Source organism: Parabacteroides faecis (assembly GCF_014647375.1).
GTDB lineage: Bacteria > Bacteroidota > Bacteroidia > Bacteroidales > Tannerellaceae > Parabacteroides > Parabacteroides faecis.
Genome location: NZ_BMPB01000008.1, coordinates 43,694 through 64,095 on the forward strand (window position 1 = coordinate 43,694; position 20,402 = coordinate 64,095).

Here is a 20,402-nt window from a genome sequence, read left to right on the forward strand (position 1 = left end):
TTGGGCGCAAAGGTAATATAATTCTATCAGAATCCGAAGTCATCTACTTCTACGTTTTTGACTTCTTCCTCTTCCGGTAAAACAATGGTTTGATGCACCACATTCGACTTCACGATAATAGCCCGCATCGGACGCACCGGACAGATCGATTCGCAGCCGCCGCAACCTACACATAAGTCGGGATTTACCTGCGGGATCGTCAGTGTTCCTTCGTAAGGCACCATGTGTACAGCCTGTGTCGGACAGTGTTCGGAGCAGGCACCGCAGTCGGTTCCTTCCGTCTTCACAATACAACGGTTGATAAAGAAAGTGGCAATACCTACCTGCAACGATTTCTTTTCTTCCACCGTGATAGGCATAATGGCACCGGCCGGGCAAACTTCCGAGCATATCGTGCATTCGTAATTACAATAACTACTGAGATAGGCCATGCGCGGCTTCAGCAGATAATCGAAACCATATTCCAATCCGGCCGGACGCAATACCTGGCTCGGACACTTCACCACACAGATATGGCATCCGGTACATTTGTCTTTGAAACGTTCCAGGCTCAGTGATCCCGGAGGTGTAACGGGCGGCCATTTTTTACGGCCTTTTCTCTTTCCGTGACCATTCCCATGTCCATTACCTTTGGCTTGTTCAACACCTTCCGCAATAGCCGAAACGATCGGGAGGGTAGCGGCAACAGTAGCTCCGGTAGCCAGAAAAGTACGACGGCTGTTCACTGCCGGTTGCGGTTCTGCTTCCATATTCATGGCAGCTTCGGCAATCTTCTTTTCTTCTTTCCTGAAAGGAGGGTTGAAACGGTATTGCAATCCGCCTTTGGAACAGGATGAAACACAGTTGAAACAATCCACGCAACGCGATGTGTCGACCGTCAGATTTTTAGCGTCGATCGCTTCTGCTTTACAGGTATGTTCACAGTTCCCACAATGAGTACAAGCCTCTTTGTCGAACGTAATACGGAAGAATGAATAACGCGAAACCAGACTAAGCAAAGCTCCAACCGGACATAACGAGTTACAAAACAGACGGCCGCGGAAAATAACCATCACGGCAAATACAACCAATGCCACGATACCGGCCATCAGACCTGCAATACTCACGGTACTGATCGTTACATGAAACAACGAGTAGTTATCCATTTTCATTAACCAGTCGGCCAATATATTATTTCCCCACATGACGGAAGGGCGGAACAAATTTGCTGCGATGCGTCCAAAATTACTGTAGGGATCGAGTAACAGGCACAGACCGGAAAATCCCAGTGCAGCCGTTATCGCTGTTGCCGCCAGTAGAACATAACGTACCCAGTTCAAGGGTTTATGATATTTGAACCGTCGTATCCCTTTTTTCTTCTTTTTGCCTATACAGAACAGGCGATTGATCATATCCTGGAAAACTCCGGCCGGACAGATTACCGAACAGTAGATACGCCCGAAGAATAACGTCAGCAGAAGTAGAACGGCTACGATCCCGAACATACCGCCCAAAATAGCAGGCAGTAACTGGACATGCAGCAGTTTATGTATATCCATCGGCATCTTATTCGTAAAGTCCAGGAAGAAAAGAAGGATGGGTATAAAAAACAGGACTGCGAGCAGAACTCTCAGTCCTTTTAAATAATTAGGTCGCTTCATTAAATCTTAATACGTTTGATATTGACTTTCTTTAAATCCGTTGTTCCCAGTTTTAATTCTTCTCCTTTACCGATGTGTCCGACAGCTTCCATATCCAGTTTCTTTACCTGGTTGAACAGAGCCAGAGCGGCCGTGTCGATCGCAATGATATTCGGAGAGACAATCATGGATTTCAATGTGGCTACGTCTGCAGCGCTTTTACCCTGCGGCCCGTTCTGGTGCATCATACGGTAAGCATCTACGATATTCAGTACCGGTTTCTTCTGCCAGGTACAAATATCGGCGATACATTGCTGCAGGTCGTTCTGATGGAAGAACCGGCGGTCCCAAACGATCCCCATATAATTCTTCATGGCACAGGACAGTTTTGCTCCACCATGATTCTTCAGGATAGGAACGTTGATCCAGGCATCGGCTTCGATCAGTGCTTCATGTATCTTGGCTGATTTTACTTTTACTCCGTTGGGGATAGATACTTCTTTGAAATACTTTTCGTCATTACCCGGCATGATAATACCTCCGGCTTCTTTTACGGCTGCAGCGATACCACTGCTTTCATAACATTTCTGCCAGTTATCGCAGGTATGGTCGAAAACGGTTACTTTTTCTGCTCCAGCATCCAGGCATTTCTTTACCAGCGCCTTGATAAGCTGTGGGTTGGTATTTCCTGCCAGTTCCGGTGTACGGTCCCATCCGATGTTCGGTTTGATAACGACTTTTTGCCCTTTTTTGATATACTTTCCGATTCCCCCCAGGGTCTCCAATGCTTTGTCAAGCATGACTTCAGGCTCGCCACCCATAACGGCTACCATTTCAGGGGCTTGTTCCACTGCCATCGTATTGGTTGATAAGGCAGCTTGCAACCCTTTAAAGTCTATTGAAAGAGCGGCACCAGCTACTACACTGGTCTTTAAGAAATCACGACGTTTCATCTTGTTGTAATTGGTTATTAGAATTATTGATAGTTGAAACAAAGGTAGCAATTCTCTGAATTATAGTGTATCTTTGCCCGTAAAAAATATTAATTTAATGGAATTATATACTTATATATCACTGCATTCCTTTGTCGAAGGTTGCATGAAACCGGCTGGGGAACCGGCATTTATCTTACAAGCTGAAAATTTATTATATACCGTTGCCAGGGAAGAATATCAATATGGATTGTCGTTGCTAAGGAAAGCCATAGGTGAGTATGAAGTACAGAAAGGAATTCCAAAGGAAGAGAGTAAACAAGCCATTCCTTTTTTTCGTGAAAAGCGGCGGATGCTGATCGGGCCGGAGATGGATCTTTATAAGTTATCTTTTTATGAAGACGGCACTTTTCTTCCCGGGAAAGTAAAAGACTCCGGATTGCCATATCTGCGTTTGTCACTCGATTATGAGCAATTGGCTGAACATTGTCTTTTTGAAAACATGTTCCTGATCCGCTGTAAATACGATGAAGGGCAGGTGTTCGCCAATTTTGTTACACAGATGGAGCGTGAATACGATAAGTTCTTTTTCGATGAAGAGCACAGTGGTTTTACGGCTGATTCGCGTTTCTTCTCACTTTTATGTAATGCTTGCCTGGAAGTAAAGAATCCGGCATGTGCACCGGAGAAAGAATGGCGGTTGACAGTCCTTCGCAATCCTGCCGATGCCGGTTACCGGTATGAGGACGGGCAATTGCGACCTTTCGTTCCCATCTCTTTGCCCCTGAATGTCATCCGCAAAGTAACTTTACTTGACAGTGAGACTGAAGAACTGAACTTTAGTGCCCTTGCCGGATTCATGCAACAGGTCGGTTTATCACCGGAACGTTATCTGGAAGGATTACTGGAACAATAAACCGGAGATTTATCATGGCTACAACATTCGATATACAATTGCCTCATTATAACCGGGGATTCCATCTCGTCACACGGGATATTGTTTCCCGTCTGCCGGAACTACCGGAAAATGGCCTGTTATTCCTGTTTATCAAACATACTTCTGCCGCGCTTACCCTGAATGAGAATGCGGACCCGTCTGTCCGTCACGACTTCAATACCTTTTTCAATAAATTGGTGCCCGACGGAGCTTCTTATTTTACCCATACGCTGGAAGGTGACGATGATATGTTTGCCCATATCAAGGCTTCGCTATTAGGATCGTCTGTAACTATTCCGATAAAGAACCATCGTCTGAACCTGGGAACCTGGCAAGGTATCTATCTTTGTGAATTCCGCGACGGCGGGGACAGCCGCAGGTTGAGTATTACAATTATATAGTTAGTTTCCGTAAATTTCCTAAGTAGGAAACTCCAGTTCCCTGCCTGGGAAATTACAGTTTCCTGCGGAGGGAACTGGAGTTTCCAAACCCGGGAATTACGAGGAAACTGTAATCGATTGTCAATTAGTTGGGTACGTTAAAATAGACAATAGGGAACAAATGACTATTCCTGTCAATTGGAATTTTTTCTGATAACTCTACAAGGATTTCCAACCGCTATACTGTTGGCGGGTATTGATTGGGTTACCACACTTCCGGCACCGATGACGCAATTATCTCCGATTGTGACGCCCGGAAGGATGATAGCGCCGCCTCCGATCCATACATAATTTCCGATAGTGATCGAGAGGGCTTTCGTTTTGAAAAAGAGTTCCCCTGAATTTTCATCCCAGTTTTCTACAAATCTTTCGCTGGCAGCTACCGGGTGTGTTGCTGTATATAGTTGTACGTTGGGAGCAATTAAAACATGGTTTCCGATCGTAATAATGTTATCATCTAAAAAGGTACAATTCATATTTATAACGACCTTATCCCCAATAAAGATATGTTTACCGCATTCGCAATGAAAATTGATATCCACGCTGACATGCTTGCCCACTTTCCCGAACATTTCATGCAAAAGTTCCGTCCTCGCTTCCGTATCGGAAATATCCGTTGCATTAAATTTCGAGAGTAATCTTTTATTCCGGATGATCATATCCAAAACCTCTTTGTCGAGCCGGTTGCAGTATTCACCGGCTAAAAATTTTTGATAATTGGTTTTCATGTTCTGATAACTGTATTAAATGCATAGTCGAATGGCAGTCTGCTTTGTAGACTTGCTACACCCGTAAAAATACGAATAAATCTATATGTATCATTATATTCCTCATGGAAATACGATATTCTGAATTTCTGTAATTTGGGTTATGATACCAGTAATTTGTCTACAAAAGATATTATATCCCGATTGTAATTTTGTAGTGTAGAAAATAACCATGCGGAAAAGCAGACGGATTTCTTCAGTAAAGTCTTGCTATAAAAAACAAATAGAAATTATAAAATAACGAATAAACTAATTAATTGAATTATGGAAATTATTAAGAACAGAGAATATGAAGGCGAACGTCCTTTATTTGCGACACATGATTTACAACTGGAAAATGTAACGATTCATACAGGTGAATCAGCTTTAAAAGAATGCAGTAATATCATCGCGGTAAACTGCCGCTTCGAGGGTAAATATCCCTTTTGGCATAACGATGGCTTTATCCTGAAAAATTGTCTTTTTACTGATGGAGCACGTGCTGCCTTATGGTATTCAAGGAATCTGCAAATGACTGACACTATTGTAGAAGCCCCGAAGATGTTCCGTGATATGGATGGGATCAAATTAGAGAATGTGCAACTATCCAATGCGTTGGAAACATTCTGGCATTGCCGCAACGTTGAACTGAAGAATGTACAGGTCGACAAAGCAGATTACCTGTTTATGCACGGAGAGAATATTCATATTGAGAATTACAGCCAGAATGGGAATTATTCATTCCAGTACTGCAAGAATGTCGAAATCCGTAATGCCGTTATCCATTCGAAAGATGCCTTCTGGAATACTGAAAATGTGACAGTGTACGATTCTGAACTGACCGGTGAATATCTGGGATGGCACTCACATAACCTGCGTCTGGTAAATTGCAAAATATCAGGAACACAGGCTCTTTGCTATGCACATGACCTGGTGATGGAGAACTGTACAATGGCGGATGATGCTGATCTTTGTTTTGAATATAGCAGTGTACAAGCTACCATTAACAGCCCGGTACATAGCATAAAAAATCCGCGTACCGGATGTATTACGGCTGAAAGTTATAATGAAATCATTATTGATGAAAACATCCTGCGACCGGCAAATTGTGAACTGAGACTGTGGGATAACATAACTTGCTTCAATCAATGAAATACTATTTTGATGAAATAATACCCCGTCGTGGAAGTAATTCCTATAAATGGGATACAGCGAAAGAAGAGGATGTCCTTCCCATGTGGGTAGCCGATATGGATTTCCGCACAGCCCCTTGTGTGGTTGAAGCATTGCACAAACGAGTGGAACATGGCATTTTCGGTTATACCAAAGTGCCTTCCGCTTATTACGAAGCTGTAACGAACTGGTTCATGCGACGGCACGGTTGGCAAATAAAGGAAGATTGGATTATCTATACTTCTGGTGTAGTTCCGGCCTTATCAGCCATAATCAAAGCTCTGACCATGCCGGGCGATCGTGTATTGGTACAAACTCCGGTTTACAATTGCTTTTTCTCCTCTATTCGTAATAACGGTTGCGAAGTGGTCACCAATCCACTTCTTTATACCGATGGAACTTACCGGATCGATTTCGATGGTTTGGAAAAAGAAGCTTCCGATCCAAAAGTCAAATTATTACTTTTATGCAACCCGCATAATCCGGCAGGCAGAGTTTGGACCCGGCAGGAATTGATGCATATCGGCGAAATTTGTTTTCGGAATGAGGTATGGGTGGTCGCTGATGAGATTCATTGCGAACTCGTTTTTCCGGGGCATTCTTATACACCTTTTGCCTCCATCTCGAAAGAGTTCCTGATGAATTCCGTTACCTGTATTTCACCTAGCAAGGCTTTTAATCTGGCTGGATTACAGATAGCAAACATTATTTCTGCCAATGAATATGTGCGTATGAAAATAGACAAGGCGATTAATATCAACGAGGTCTGCGATGTGAATCCTTTTGGAGTTGAAGCCCTGATCTCTGCCTACAATGAAGGTGAAGAATGGTTGGAAGAACTTAAACAATACCTGCTGGGCAACTATAATTACCTGAAAAGATATTTTGAGAAGTATCTCCCTCATTTGAAAGTTTTACCGTTGGAAGGAACCTATTTGGTTTGGGTCGATTGTTCCGCCCGGAAACAATCTTCGGAAGAGATTGTGAAGACTTTGCTGGATAAGGAAAAACTGTTGGTAAACGAAGGAAACATGTATGGTGAAGTGGGTAAGTACTTTATTCGCATCAATATTGCTTGTCCGAGAGCGCTTCTGATCGATGGTTTAGGCAGGCTTAGACGTGCTTTGAAATAAGAGGATATAAATACCTCATTCAGTGAGGTATTTATAAATCACGTCCGATATAGAAGCTATGATTTTCGCATTTGTTTCCATACTTTCATTTGAATCTTTGATAAATACAGCAACAGTGTATCTGCTTCCATCCGGAAGCAGAACAAAACCGATGTCATTTGTACCAATAAATTGTCCCTTTTCATTCAGATCACTGGTACCGGTTTTGTGTCCTATAACTGCCTTTGTTTTTAATAATGGCAGTGGCAAACGGTCTTTTCCGGTTTCACATTCGATCATGATATTTTTGATAAATTCCTGATATTCCTCTTTAAATAATGGCCGGGTAAGTAAGATGTCTAATAAACGGGCAGCCTCCAACGGAGTGCTCCAGTTCAGGTAGCAAGCTGATAAATCCAGATGCATATCATCTTCGGTGATTACGATAGAGAATTGCTGTAGACCTAAGGAACGGATATACTTATCCGCAACAGAAGGACCGCCTATATATTTGAATAAGACGTCGCAAGCTATATTATCACTTAGCTGGATAGTGTACTTCAACAGTTCACTGATCGGAAGGGATACATTTCCCTGGGGATATTTATCACGCAACGGACTGTAGGTGTTTTCGATCATATCCTCTTTCTCTATCCATATTTGGGTATCGAGAGGCAGATTGTTTTGTTGCAAATAATTGAGTACAGCCAATGCCTGATGAAACTTGAATACACTCATCATCGGATACCGGTCTTCGTTATTAACGGTAACAGTGTCTTTGCCATTTAATATGATGCCTACACCTATCCGGGCTTTTTTATCTTTGATAATTTCTTGAATATTGGCTTTTAATTGCTCTGACTGTGCCTGCAAACCGGCAATGTAGCAGAAACAGAAAAGAGTACAAAAAATAATACGTATGTGTTTCATAAATATAAAATGAATAACATTTATACCGCAATGCTTTCTTTGATCTCCAACTGATAAGCTCTTCCTCTGTCGGTCGTTATTTTTAAATTGCTGTTATCTTCTACTAGCGGACGCAGACGTCGGATCAAAGTGTTCAACGTTTCGTCGGCATTGTCTTTCCCCGGCCATAGTGTATCGCAGATATCTGCTCTTGGCAGGATATGGGAGGAGGAGAGGAAAAACATTTCCATGATCTTGTATTGTTGCGGAGTAAGTTTTAGTTTCTCCCGGTCTTCCTTATAGAAACATGCATGGTGACAGGAAAAAGTCAGATTTCCGAAGACCAACGTCTTTTCTTCTTGTGGCTGGCTTGCGCTTCTGCGACGAAATAAAAAGACAGAAAGGGCACCGGACAAGATGGCAACGATCAACAGTATCAAAGGAGTTCGTTTATCTGTAAGTGCCAGAATATCCGTAGTCGAGTAATTGATATATCCTTGAAAAGAAATTCCCAGTTCTTCCTGTGATGCTTCGGGGATATTCAGGTTGGCACTCAGCCAGATAACGGTATCGCTTGCCAGATAATTCTGTGTTTGGTCTTTTTCAGGAGTTACGTATGCGATAGATTTATCTGTTGTTTTCTTATTTTTTACGTGTACAATAATACCGCTTTTCTTTTTCAGTTGCTCAAACTTCAATGCTTCGGCAAAATCTTTATTATAACTTTCGATAGAGACCGGATTTCCGAAAAGAGCAGACAAGCGCGAATAAGTTTTAAGTGTATCCTGATTCATCCATTGTCCGGACTTTTGCATAATAGTCTGCTGCAATGCCTGATTCAGATCCGAAACGATTGCTTTCTGTGCTTCCGAATAATTATGAAAGCCGAAACTGAATGATAGTACAAGCATGCAGGCTGTAAAAATAACCGATAGATTTGCTGCTAACCGTGTGTTCATCGTTTTTCTTTTATTAACGCCCGAAGATAAGAATTTATTGTAATCCGTACCGGTAACATTCGTATCTATTTTCGTGAAATCCGCTAAATAACGGGATGTCATGCAATTGTCAGATAAATGTCAGACAGATGTACGCCAATTATTTATACCGTCGTTCCTTTTGCCGTCTACTTTTGTTTCGGATAATTCAATTAAAATATATTATATGAAAAAAATAGTTGGTTTATGCGTGTTGATCTTACTTTCTAAAAGTATCGAAGTATGCGGACAGGTTGATTCCCTGTCCCTCAAAGAAATCGAACTATCGGAAGTGAGCGTGGTTGCAGCCAAGCCATTAATAAAGGCAGATGTGGATAAGACCGTTTATAATATAGCGGACGATCCCGATTCGAAAACTAATACATTGCTTGAGATGCTTCGGAAAGTCCCGTTTGTAACTGTCGACGGTAATGACGATATCAAAGTAAACGGCAGCAGTAGCTTCCGTGTTTATATGAATGGTAAACCGTCCGGTATATTATCGAATAATCCGAAAGAAGCATTGCGGAGTATACCGGCTAATACGATTAAAAAGATAGAGGTCATTACCGATCCCGGGGCACGTTATGATGCAGAAGGGGTTAGCGGGGTACTGAATATTATAACCAAAGGTTCGGAGTTCGAAGGATACAATGCAGATCTGAACACGATCTTGTTGAACAGAATGCAGATGATAGGAGGATATGCTACGATCAAATACGGCAAGTTATCACTCTCTGCCAATTATTCTTTCAGCCATTATAAAAGTAAGATAAAGGCCGAATCTTTTCAGCAGCAGTTTAACAGGCCTGAAGAAACTTACCTGAACCAATATAACAATAGTTCCTATAAAACACCCGGACATTATGGAGGCCTGGAAGCTAGTCTGGAGATCGATTCTCTTAACCTGATAACCTTATCTGGCTTTTTGAATAATGGGCATAACAAATCGAACAGTTTCGTTAGCTATTCCATGGAAGACGCCGGATATGAACCTGTATATTCTTATGGGCATGACCGGAATGATTATGATAAATGGGGATATAATTCGATAAAAGCAGATTATCAACGTTCTTTCAGGCGAAATAAGAAAGAGATGCTTACATTGTCATATCAGTATGGTTATTCTCCACAAAACACCAATAATTATTCAGAAATTATAGATAAACAAGGAGATGCTGTTTCGTTGGAATATCTGGAAAATTTTAACCATCAACGGAATAAAGCAAAGAGTGACGAACATACATTACAACTGGATTATACAAATCCGTTTACTGAAAAACATAGTATGGAAAGCGGATTGAAATATATACGCCGGGTCAGTAGCAGCAAAGCGATTTCAGAAGTGAAAAGACAGGAATCGGATGACTGGAGTCCTTCGGATTATCAACCTTTTCTCGATTATAGACATTTGCAGAATATAATGGCTGTTTATGCAGGTTACGGCTATTCATATAAAAAATGGGGAGTCAAAAGCGGCCTTCGGATGGAACATACCTGGCAGGACGTAACCTATAAGGAAGGCGATGGAAAGGATTTCGGTTATCAGGCAACCGACTGGGTGCCGTCTTTGTCCGGATCATTTAAAATAAGCGATCTTCAGAGTCTTCGTTTGTCTTATAATTTACGTTTGCGCAGGCCGGGTATCGACCGTCTGAATCCTTATATCTCGATAACGGGAAAGAGTATCAACTACGGAAATCCGGATTTGAAATCGGAGAAACATCATCGCATTACATTGGCTTATAGCTATTTTGCCTCCAACTTCAATATGCAGGCAACCGTGCTTTATACTGAATCCCGCAAAGGGGTCGGTGAGTATCAGTTCCTGGATGCGAATAATGTGCAGAATCATACCTATGCAAATCTGGAAAATATAAGAGGCGGAGGACTAGGTGGTTATGTTGGATATAATCCTTCCGCTAAGACTTCGTTGTCGGTCAATGCATCTCTTTATTATCTGAACTTGTGGGTCGACAAGAAGTATGAAACTCTACTTCCCGGACTGGATAATCAGGGAGTAAGTGGAGGTATATATGCCAATTTCTCACAGAAGCTGAACCGGGGATGGCGTATCAATTTATCCGGTGGTTGCGGTAAACAGGAAATATCGCTGGGTTATCATCCTGATTTATTTTACTATTACGGAGCAACGATCTCTAAATCGTTTATGAAAGAGAAACTGACGCTGGCTTTACGCGGACAAAATTTCCTGCAACCTAACCGGAAAGGAACCGGTAAACAAATTTATCCGGATTTTAATCTCACCCAGAAAATCCGGTATTACGATAATACATTCGGTATTTCAGTAAGTTACCGTTTCGGGGAATTGAAGGAGAATGTGAGGAAGGTTGCCCGTAGTATCACGAACGACGACCTGGAACGTTCAAATAAATAAAAATTAGTACCTTTGTATTCCTAAAAAGAGAAGGTACGTGGAAGAATATCTGGATCAACTAAATGAGAGTCAGCGCGAAGCTGTTAAATATAATGAAGGGCCGTCGCTGGTGATTGCCGGCGCCGGTTCCGGTAAGACAAGAGTACTTACTTATAAGATAGCTTATCTGGTACATTTGGGGCTGGCACCTCAGAGTATTCTTGCACTTACTTTTACCAACAAAGCGGCACGTGAAATGAAAGAACGTATTGCAAAGATAACCGGTGACCAGACGGCACGCCGGTTATGGATGGGAACGTTCCACTCGATCTTTTCACGTATCCTTCGCTATGAAGCAGAACATATCGGTTACCCTTCCAACTTCACGATTTACGACGCATCCGACTCGAAGAGTCTGCTGAAAGCGATTATCAAAGAGATGCAGCTGGATGATAAAGTGTATCGTATCGGAATGATACAGAGCCGTATTTCGAATGCTAAAAATGCGTTGGTCACCTGGAAGGCTTATGAGCAATCCAAGGAGTTGATGCAGCATGATATAGATTCGAAAGTCCCTTTGTTACGTGAAATATATAAGCGCTATCAGAACCGTTGCCAGCAGGCAGGAGCAATGGACTTCGACGATCTGCTGCTTCAAACGAATATCCTGTTTCGCGACCATCCGCAAGTATTGGAAAAATATCGTAGCTTCTTTCAGTTTGTACTGGTTGACGAGTATCAGGATACAAACTTTGCCCAGCATTTGATCGTTCAGAAACTTTGCGAGCAACATCGCCGTATTTGTGTGGTGGGAGATGATGCTCAAAGTATATACTCTTTCCGCGGAGCCAATATCGATAATATCCTGCAATTCAAAAATCAATATCCGGGTTGCCGTATCTTCAAATTGGAACGCAATTACCGTTCTACACAGAATATCGTAAATGCGGCAAACAGTCTGATCCATAAGAATAAAGAACAGATATTCAAGAACGTATATTCGGAAAAGGAGCAAGGCAGTAAAGTCCGTGTCTCTTCTTCCTATTCCGATTATGAAGAAGGATACGCAGTAGCAGCTATGATCAATGAAATGCGGATGCGCAAGGATTATGATTATTCCGAATTTGCCATTCTGTACCGGACAAATGCCCAATCGCGTATTCTGGAAGAGGCGCTTCGTAAAAGAGGAATACCCTACAAAATATATGGCGGCTTGTCTTTTTATCAGCGTAAAGAAGTGAAGGATGTAATTTCTTATCTGCGCCTGATAGTCAACCCGCATGATGAAGAGGCTTTTAAACGTGTTATCAATTATCCTTCCAGGGGAATCGGTGATACAACGGTTAATAAGGTAATCAGTGCTGCTACGGAAAATAACGTAAGTCTTTGGACCGTACTGAATGCGCCGATTGATTATGCGTTGCCGATCAATAGTGGGACGGCGAAGAAGTTGTCCGATTTCCGTGAAATGATCGAACGGTTTATACAGGAGAATGCACGTCTTTCCGCTGAAGAAATGGCTGCTATGGTCGTAAAGGAGAGTGGAATCGTCAGTACGCTCTTTCAGGATCGTTCGGTAGAAGGGATCAGTAAACAGGAGAATCTGCAGGAGTTATTGAAAGGCATCGCTGAATTTTGCGAACTGAGACGCGAGGAAGGAGTCGAACAAGTTTCTCTGGCAGACTTTCTTTCTGAAATATCCCTGTTGACGGATCAGGATAATGACAAAGACGAACAGGCGAATAAAGTTACCATGATGACTGTTCATGCTGCCAAAGGATTGGAATTTAGAAATGTGTTTGTAGTCGGTCTGGAAGAAGAACTATTCCCGTCGTCCATGTCGAAAGATAATCCGCGTGCGGTGGAGGAAGAACGTCGTTTATTTTATGTAGCAATTACCCGTGCCGAAGAAAACTGTGTACTGACTTATGCCAAGAGCCGTTTCCGGAACGGGCAGAGTGCCATGTGTTCTCCCAGTCGTTTCCTGAAAGATATCGATGTGCAGTTTCTGGAACTTCCGGCAGACTCGTCAGCAGATACGTTTGCTGCTGCCCGTGAACGCTTTGAACGTCCGGCTTTTTCTTCACCTTTCCAGCAGCCTCGGGCAGTGGAGAAAGAAGAACCGTCTTTTATCTCTCCTGTGGCACAGGCACAACAACGTCAGCGTTTGAGAAAGGTGGAAACTGCAACTTCCTCTCCGGTATCGTCTTCTGCACCAGCTTCCGATCTCTCCGGTTTATGTGTCGGAGCCAAAGTACGCCATGACCGCTTCGGGGAAGGTGAAGTTATTGCTATCGAAGGAGATGGAGGCAATGCCAAAGCGACAGTGGCATTTACTCATTTCGGACAAAAACAGTTACTTTTAAAATTTGCCCGGTTGACAATCATAAAGTAAATAAGTTCACAAATTCTCAAAATGCAGGATTCGAGCGAAAAGGTCATAACTTCCATCTTCATATAGACGAACTGGAATGGTACATCAGCATTCAAAAAGATCCGTTTGGATATAGTTCTGATTTTTGTCTTTGAGATAGAGATCGGCATCACCTTCAAAGAATATTATCCATTAATGCCCCAGTCTAATTTGTATCTTGCAATATCTTAATACTAAATCCGGTTTACTTGAATGAAAATAATTTGATAATCTATCCTTATAGATGAAAAAATAATTACATTTGTAACTGATTACAATTAAAATCTTACGTTATGGGAAAGTTTATAGTTCAACAAGAAAAGCAAAAAGTCCGTAAAGAGACAATGGGTAAGTACTTTTACGATCTGTCAAGGTTAACTTTTGCGGCAATGGTTTTGGGGGGAATAATATCATTTTTTCAGGGAATTGAAATTAAATGGTGTTATGTAGTATTTTTGGGACTCATAGTCGTTTTTGCATTTGCCCGTATTGGTAATAACATCTTAAAATAAAGAAAATGATAACTTTTGGAATATTAGCAATCGTCGCAGTTGGTATTTATATTTATACGATAACCCCAGCAGGTAAGCGGTGGATCGATAAATTGTAAAAGGAGATTTCTAAAACAAATAAAATCAAGCCAATAGATCAATTATGAATCTATTGGCTTTTTATATCATAACAGACTGTTTATTTTTTGTTTGGTTCGAGGATCACTGGGGCGTACTACTGTTCCGTAATCCACAATGATTCCTTCGCGGTTGAGCAATAGATAATGAGGATAGCCTTTTAGTTCCAGTCGGTTCAATATTTTTATTAAAGATTTATCATCCGCAAAGTCCGTTTGATACAGGCAATCGATTCCCGGTTGTTGCAGATCCAGCCGTTTCACTAAATCTTCCCATGTCTTTCTGGGACCACCGGCACAAATGCTTACCATAACGACATCCTCCGGAGAAAACTCTTTACGAAGTTTTTTGAGCGGTTCCATTTCACCCAGGCAGGGAGAACAAGCTGTAGTCCAGAAATCCAGATAAATTACTTTTCCTTTATATTTGTCCATTATCTCATAAACAGGTTTCATAAAATCCATATCGACTTTCAAACCCGGCATATCGGAATAGTTCCCGTAAAGCATATAATTAGATACGGTACGGGGATTTTTCAGAAAATCTTTTTTGTTCTGATAAGCCGAATGAAGCACCTGGCTTAGAACAGGAATATGTACAATCGAATCAAGTTGTTTCTGCCGACTGGAGAAAAGCGTTGTGTCGTTTGATACTAGCGACCGTGAGATTGATGCAGCATAAAGATATTGCTTGATATTTTTCCCTGTGGGATAAGCCACGAAATCATCAAAAGTAGTCTTCTCTTTCTTTACTTTATATATTTGACAAGTAATAAAAGAACTAATGGTTTCTGTCAACTTGAATATATTTGACGGAATGATCTCCCCTTCAAAAAGAGAGTCGGCTTTAGCAAATATCTCCTGTTCGTTGTATCTTGAGATATCTTTATTTTGCCAGCTCCGGGTGCTGAGATAGTCGATCAATATGCGATAATAATCGATTTTCAAAAGTTTGTCCGTATATTGCCGTATCTCTTCGTCCGGTTTGTATGTGTCGAGAAACTCCTGTCTGCGTTCTTGCCGCAGTTGATATTCCTGTTGTAACTCAGTCTCAAAGGCTTCCGGTTCCAGATCTCTTCTGATTAAATAGTCTTCTATATAATAGCGTCCGCTCTGTGCGAAAGTATTTATTTCCTGATTCCTTTTTTCGGCATCTCCGGATATCTTCGGATTAAGAATGTTTTTAAAGTCTATCTCCACATGCAGGCTATCGCCCGGACTGACAAATAAATGGTCTGCATACTTACTGATCTGCACATTCCGGAGTTTGGCGTAAGGAGAGAAACGGAACGAAAAACTTCCATCTTCAGCAATAGGTACAACATATTTCGTCTCCTGGTCACGGAAAAACGGAACGATAAGTGTTAAGTCTTTTTCCTGCGGGTAAAAATCACTGTTCAAGACTTTTCCGGTAATAATAACTTCCTTCGAGTAATCCTTATATTCTTTGTCGGATGGATTACAAGACAGGCATAAAAAAGGAATCAGAGGTAATAATAGTCGTTTCATGGGATTCGGGATTACAAGATACTTTGTAAACAAAAATACGATTTTATATCGAGTAAGGAGTACGAATCTAATAAAAATCTATACTTTTGTAAGTACTAACTACTAATAAAAATATTTCCCTTTTTCGAGAGGGTGGGGCATGTTATCTTTATTATCGCCTGGCAGCATTTTGAAGATTTCATGCCTTCTTTGTGTCTACTCAAAAAAGGGAAATAGATGTTAAACCGGATTGATTATTGTAATCTGAAAATAACAGGTACAGTATAAGCGACTCTTATGATTTCACCTGATTTGTTTTTACCCGGAGTCCATTTAGGCATTAATTTAACAACCCGTAAGGCTTCTGCATCCAGCGAAGGAGAGATGCTGCGTACAACTTTGATGTCTGATATGCTACCATCTTTCTCTACGATAAATGTCAGAGACACACGCCCTTCTTCTTTCTTTTCAAAAGCCTCTGTCGGATACTTTATGCTTTTTGATAAAAACTGTAACAGCGCTTCCTGTCCACCTGGAAATTCAGGCATCACTTCACAAACAGTGTGCACTTTGTCATCATCCGGAGGAAGCGGTGCTTCCGCTATCGTTGCCGGGACAAATTCGGGAGTCGTTGCAGCAACAAGCGCTTTAGGGGCTTCCGTTGTCCGGCTATTTACAATCCGCGCCATTACATCGATGTTGTTGAATAACAACATGGCAGCAGCCATCGGGATTAATGCCAGATACTTTACTTTTCCGACATTATTCGTCCTTTTTTTGTTTAACATAGAAATTCTCTTTTTTAATGGTAAGACACTGAAATTATTATATAGATTTGCTATAGCCGTATCTGAATGTTCCAATCCTATGAGGTGATACTGATATTTTTTCTTGTTGTATCCGGCATGCATAACTTCCTGATCTGCCAGATATTCCAGGTTTATGCCGATCTCTTTCTTGAAGAGCCACACAAACGGATTTATCCAGCAAATAACAGAAACCAACTCTCCGAGCAAGACATCGAAAGAGTGAACTTGCCGGACATGGGCCGCTTCATGCTGGAGTATTTCTCCCAATATGAGCTCATTCTGTAGTTTCGCAGGGATGAAGATCCATCGGAAAAAAGAATAAGGTTCTTCCGTTTCCGGGATCAGATATACCTTAATTCCGTCGATCATACGCTTTTTACTCCGCCGATGTGTTACGAATAAATTTATCATTTCAGCTATGCACCGGATGGTTAAGATCAGCACTCCGGACAGATAGATGATGATAAAGCCGTTCATGCCTGCTTTTCCCCAATCCATATTCGCTTCATTGGCCGTTTTGTCCATACTTGCGGCAGCCTCGACAGGTATCTCCTTGGGTAAGATCGTTGAATAATAGGAAATCATTTCCGATATGGTCGGACGTGTTGACAGCCAATTACTGATATCAGGCAATTGATATAGAAAAGCGATCAGCAACATGCCCAATAACGTTATCCGTCTCAGTCCGAAAAATGTATCATTACGGAATAACAGGCGGTAACTTATATAAAGTAAAGCCAACGCCAGGTTTACTTTGATGAAATAGATAAATAGCGGCGTCATAGCAGAGCGTTTTTTAATTATTCTTCATTTTCAATCAGGTTCATCAAATCCTGCAGATCGCTTTTAGATAACTTCCGGTCTTTTACAAAAAACGTAACCATTTCTTTGTAAGAGCCCGTAAAGTAGTCCCTGACAACATTCGACATGAAAGTCCGCTTGTAGTCTGCCTCTTTGATCAAAGGTGAGAATTCGGTAATTGTTCCGTACTTCTTCGGCGAGACATATTTTTTACGTTCCAGGTTGCGCACAACGGATGCGACACTGGTATAAGGAGGACGGGGTTCCTGCATTTCATTCAGGATATCCCGGATAAAGCAAGGACCTAACTTCCATATATACAACATGATCTCTTCTTCTTGTGCTGTCAATCGTTCCATCTGTCTATAATTTTCTGATTAATAGTCTACTATTTTTTAGCAAATCTACTAATATTTAGTAGATATACAACCGGAAGCCTTGTAAATATTGTTAAAGGGGACCAAATACTATTGTGTCATTGCAGGGGTAATACTACTGCAAATGTCGGATGCTTGCTAGTTGCCTATGTAATACCTATATAAAAGTACTTTTTTCATGTTACTGACAACTGGTGCCATTACTATGGCAAAAGAGTGCCACAGGCATGGCACAGTAATGCCACTAGCTTGGCACTCTTCTGCCAACGTTGTGGCAGAGGGTTTACTCTCTTATCTGTATTAAGATTTGTAGCTGACGTTATCTTCTTCCGCTTGGTATACTGGGATATTCTGAATATAACATTATCTTTGTAGCTTATTTAATTGAATAAAGAAACTAAATGATCGATTTCAACGTAATACCATCTCCTTGTTATGTGATGGAAGAGAAACTGCTTCGTAATAACCTGGCACTTATTAAAAGTGTAAAAGAGCGGGCAGGAGTGAATATAATTCTTGCATTCAAGGCATTCGCTTTGTGGAAATCTTTTCCGATCGTTCGTGAGTATATACCGTATTCAACGGCCAGTTCGAAGTTTGAAGCACAGTTGGCTTTTGAAGAAATGGGAAGTCCGGCTCATACGTATTCCCCGGCTTATACGGAAGCTGATTTTCCTGCCATATTGAAATATAGCAGTCATATAACTTTCAATTCGTTATCTCAGTTTGAGCGTTTTTATCCGATGGTAAAAGCGGATGGGAACCGGGTCTCATGCGGTTTGCGCATCAATCCGGAATATTCGGATGTGGAAACCGAGTTATACAATCCTTGCGCACCGGGTTCAAGGATGGGAGTTATTTCAGACCTGTTGGGCGACAAGTTACCGGAAGGAGTAGAAGGACTCCATTTTCATACGCTTTGCGAATCCTCTTCGTATGATCTGGAAAAAACATTGGGGGAAGTGGAAAAGCGTTTCGGACGTTTCCTTCCTCATATCAAATGGTTGAATATGGGAGGCGGACATCTGATGACACGAAAAGGATATGACACGGAACACCTGATATCTTTACTTCAGTCATTCAAGGCTAAATACCCTAATTTAGAAATCATTATGGAACCGGGAAGTGCTTTTGCCTGGCAAACAGGCTTCCTGTTGACCACAGTTGTGGATATCGTGGAGAACCACGGTATAAAGACTGCTATAATCGATGCGTCGTTTACCTGCCACATGCCGGATTGCCTGGAAATGCCGTATAAGCCGGCCATCCGTAATGCCACTGACCGGATAGAAGGAAAACCGACTTACCGTATCGGTGGAAACAGTTGCCTGAGCGGTGATTATATGGGAGACTGGTCGTTTGATGAACCGTTGAAAATAGGAGATAAGATTATCTTTGAAGATATGATCCATTATACAATCGTAAAAACGTCCATGTTCAACGGAATACCACATCCGTCATTGGCTCTGTGGAGTAAGGATGACAAACTGGTTCTATACCGGACATTCGGCTACGAAGATTATAAAGGGAGAAATGGTTAAGTTGACAGTTTACAAGTGACAGTTTTTAGATAACTTTCCACTGTCAACTGTCACCTGTCAACTAAAAAAGTTGTAACTTAGCGGTCTCATTCTAAGCAGAAATAAATTAAGCGGATTAATATATGGGTATTTTTAGCTTTTTCAGTAAAGAAAAAAAGGAAACTTTAGACAAAGGGTTATCTAAGACCAAAGAAAATGTTTTTTCTAAACTCACCAGGGCCATTGCCGGTAAGAGCAAAGTCGATGATGAAGTATTGGATAACCTGGAAGAGGTGCTTATTACTTCCGATGTCGGTGTAGACACAACGTTGAAGATCATCGAACGCATCGAGAAGCGCGTAGCCCGTGACAAATATGTGACTACCCAGGAACTGACAACATTGTTGCGTGATGAAATCGCAACTCTGCTGACCGAAAATAATACGGAAGATGCTGAAAGTTTTACTCTGCCGGAAGATAAAAAGCCTTATGTCATTATGGTGGTCGGTGTGAACGGGGTCGGTAAAACGACTACGATCGGAAAGCTCGCTTATCAGTTCAAGAAAGCCGGGAAAAATGTTTACCTGGGAGCTGCCGATACATTCCGTGCAGCGGCTGTGGAGCAACTCGTTATCTGGAGTGAACGTGTCGGTGTCCCTATCGTAAAACAGAAAATGGGTTCAGATCCGGCTTCTGTGGCATTCGATACGCTTAGTTCGGCCAAGGCTAATAATGCCGATGTGGTGATTATCGATACGGCAGGTCGTCTGCATAACAAGATAAACCTGATGAATGAGCTGACCAAGATCAAGAATGTGATGAAGAAAGTCATTCCGGATGCTCCCCACGAAGTTTTACTGGTGCTGGACGGTTCCACAGGGCAAAATGCTTTTGAACAGGCTAAGCAGTTTACGGCCGCAACGGAGGTGAATGCGTTGGCTGTCACTAAATTGGACGGAACAGCTAAAGGAGGTGTGGTGATCGGTATTTCCGACCATTTCCGTATCCCAGTGAAATATATCGGTCTGGGTGAAGGGATGGAAGATCTGCAGGTCTTTAACAAAAAGGAATTTGTCAACTCATTATTTGGAGAATAATATTTAAAAGTAACTTTTCCCCTCTTGAGAGGGAGCAGGGGGTGTGT

At 41.7% G+C, this 20,402-nt stretch carries 17 protein-coding genes; 9 read left to right on the top strand and 8 right to left on the bottom strand.

From position 1 onward, the window contains the following. Nucleotides 1-26 precede the first annotated feature (26 nt). Together IEY67_RS12430 and IEY67_RS12435 are read right to left on the bottom strand one after the other, a co-directional pair. The gene (locus IEY67_RS12430) at nucleotides 27-1,640 is read right to left on the bottom strand and encodes a 4Fe-4S binding protein (RefSeq protein ID WP_183671573.1); all 1,614 of its coding nucleotides are present in this window, start codon (nucleotides 1,638-1,640) and stop codon (nucleotides 27-29) included. Further along, nucleotides 1,640-2,572 (bottom strand): DUF362 domain-containing protein, encoded by a 933-nt coding sequence (locus IEY67_RS12435; protein ID WP_122356687.1) that lies wholly within the window; start codon nucleotides 2,570-2,572, stop codon nucleotides 1,640-1,642. Before IEY67_RS12435 ends, IEY67_RS12430 begins: the two co-directional genes overlap by 1 nt. Before the next feature lie 97 nt (nucleotides 2,573-2,669). Here IEY67_RS12435 and IEY67_RS12440 point away from each other — a divergent pair, with 97 nt between their 5' ends. Next, nucleotides 2,670-3,467: a hypothetical protein gene (locus IEY67_RS12440; protein ID WP_183671574.1), complete on the top strand. Its 798-nt coding sequence runs from the start codon at nucleotides 2,670-2,672 to the stop codon at nucleotides 3,465-3,467. Between the two features lie 14 nt (nucleotides 3,468-3,481). Then, the gene (locus IEY67_RS12445; RefSeq protein WP_183671575.1) at nucleotides 3,482-3,889 is read left to right on the top strand and encodes a secondary thiamine-phosphate synthase enzyme YjbQ; all 408 of its coding nucleotides are present in this window, start codon (nucleotides 3,482-3,484) and stop codon (nucleotides 3,887-3,889) included. Nucleotides 3,890-4,062: 173 nt separating this feature from the next. Here IEY67_RS12445 and IEY67_RS12450 read toward each other — a convergent pair whose 3' ends face one another. Further along, nucleotides 4,063-4,656, bottom strand: coding sequence for a sugar O-acetyltransferase (locus IEY67_RS12450; RefSeq protein ID WP_183671576.1), 594 nt, complete (start codon nucleotides 4,654-4,656; stop codon nucleotides 4,063-4,065). A gap of 303 nt (nucleotides 4,657-4,959) precedes the next feature. Here IEY67_RS12450 and IEY67_RS12455 point away from each other — a divergent pair, with 303 nt between their 5' ends. Continuing rightward, nucleotides 4,960-5,826, top strand: coding sequence for a DUF3737 family protein (locus IEY67_RS12455; protein ID WP_122357275.1), 867 nt, complete (start codon nucleotides 4,960-4,962; stop codon nucleotides 5,824-5,826). Next, a complete protein-coding gene (locus IEY67_RS12460) occupies nucleotides 5,823-6,980 on the top strand; it encodes a MalY/PatB family protein (protein ID WP_183671577.1) in 1,158 nt (385 codons plus the stop codon). The genes IEY67_RS12455 and IEY67_RS12460 overlap by 4 nt, the downstream gene beginning before the upstream one ends. Before the next feature lie 15 nt (nucleotides 6,981-6,995). On the opposite strand, the gene bla is transcribed toward IEY67_RS12460, so the two are convergent. Both bla and IEY67_RS12470 read right to left on the bottom strand, forming a co-directional pair. Next, nucleotides 6,996-7,889, bottom strand: a complete 894-nt coding sequence (bla, locus tag IEY67_RS12465; protein ID WP_183671578.1) for a class A beta-lactamase, subclass A2 — start codon at nucleotides 7,887-7,889, stop codon at nucleotides 6,996-6,998. Nucleotides 7,890-7,909: 20 nt separating this feature from the next. Further along, nucleotides 7,910-8,827, bottom strand: a complete 918-nt coding sequence (locus IEY67_RS12470; RefSeq protein WP_183671579.1) for a helix-turn-helix domain-containing protein — start codon at nucleotides 8,825-8,827, stop codon at nucleotides 7,910-7,912. A gap of 205 nt (nucleotides 8,828-9,032) precedes the next feature. On the opposite strand from IEY67_RS12470, the gene IEY67_RS12475 reads away from it, so the two are divergent. The 3 genes from IEY67_RS12475 to IEY67_RS12485 all read left to right on the top strand — a co-directional run bounded on the left by IEY67_RS12475 (nucleotide 9,033) and on the right by IEY67_RS12485 (nucleotide 14,147). Continuing rightward, nucleotides 9,033-11,243, top strand: a complete 2,211-nt coding sequence (locus tag IEY67_RS12475) for an outer membrane beta-barrel family protein (protein WP_183671580.1) — start codon at nucleotides 9,033-9,035, stop codon at nucleotides 11,241-11,243. A gap of 37 nt (nucleotides 11,244-11,280) precedes the next feature. Next, a complete protein-coding gene (locus IEY67_RS12480) occupies nucleotides 11,281-13,617 on the top strand; it encodes an ATP-dependent helicase (protein WP_183671581.1) in 2,337 nt (778 codons plus the stop codon). A gap of 311 nt (nucleotides 13,618-13,928) precedes the next feature. Then, a complete protein-coding gene (locus tag IEY67_RS12485) occupies nucleotides 13,929-14,147 on the top strand; it encodes a DUF6722 family protein (protein WP_122357271.1) in 219 nt (72 codons plus the stop codon). A gap of 164 nt (nucleotides 14,148-14,311) precedes the next feature. On the opposite strand, the gene IEY67_RS12490 is transcribed toward IEY67_RS12485, so the two are convergent. From IEY67_RS12490 to IEY67_RS12500, 3 genes are all read right to left on the bottom strand, one after another. Beyond that, entirely contained in the window at nucleotides 14,312-15,772 is a 1,461-nt protein-coding gene (locus IEY67_RS12490; protein ID WP_183671582.1) for a TlpA family protein disulfide reductase, read from the bottom strand. 233 nt (nucleotides 15,773-16,005) lie between these two features. Further along, on the bottom strand, nucleotides 16,006-17,343 hold the full coding sequence (locus IEY67_RS12495; protein WP_183671583.1) for a M56 family metallopeptidase: 1,338 nt from the start codon (nucleotides 17,341-17,343) through the stop codon (nucleotides 16,006-16,008). 17 nt (nucleotides 17,344-17,360) lie between these two features. Further along, on the bottom strand, nucleotides 17,361-17,720 hold the full coding sequence (locus IEY67_RS12500; RefSeq protein WP_122357268.1) for a BlaI/MecI/CopY family transcriptional regulator: 360 nt from the start codon (nucleotides 17,718-17,720) through the stop codon (nucleotides 17,361-17,363). Between the two features lie 419 nt (nucleotides 17,721-18,139). Here IEY67_RS12500 and nspC point away from each other — a divergent pair, with 419 nt between their 5' ends. Both nspC and ftsY read left to right on the top strand, forming a co-directional pair. Beyond that, the gene (gene nspC / locus IEY67_RS12505; protein WP_183671584.1) at nucleotides 18,140-19,279 is read left to right on the top strand and encodes a carboxynorspermidine decarboxylase; all 1,140 of its coding nucleotides are present in this window, start codon (nucleotides 18,140-18,142) and stop codon (nucleotides 19,277-19,279) included. Nucleotides 19,280-19,401: 122 nt separating this feature from the next. Beyond that, nucleotides 19,402-20,355, top strand: a complete 954-nt coding sequence (gene ftsY, locus IEY67_RS12510) for a signal recognition particle-docking protein FtsY (RefSeq protein ID WP_122357266.1) — start codon at nucleotides 19,402-19,404, stop codon at nucleotides 20,353-20,355. Nucleotides 20,356-20,402 lie beyond the last annotated feature (47 nt).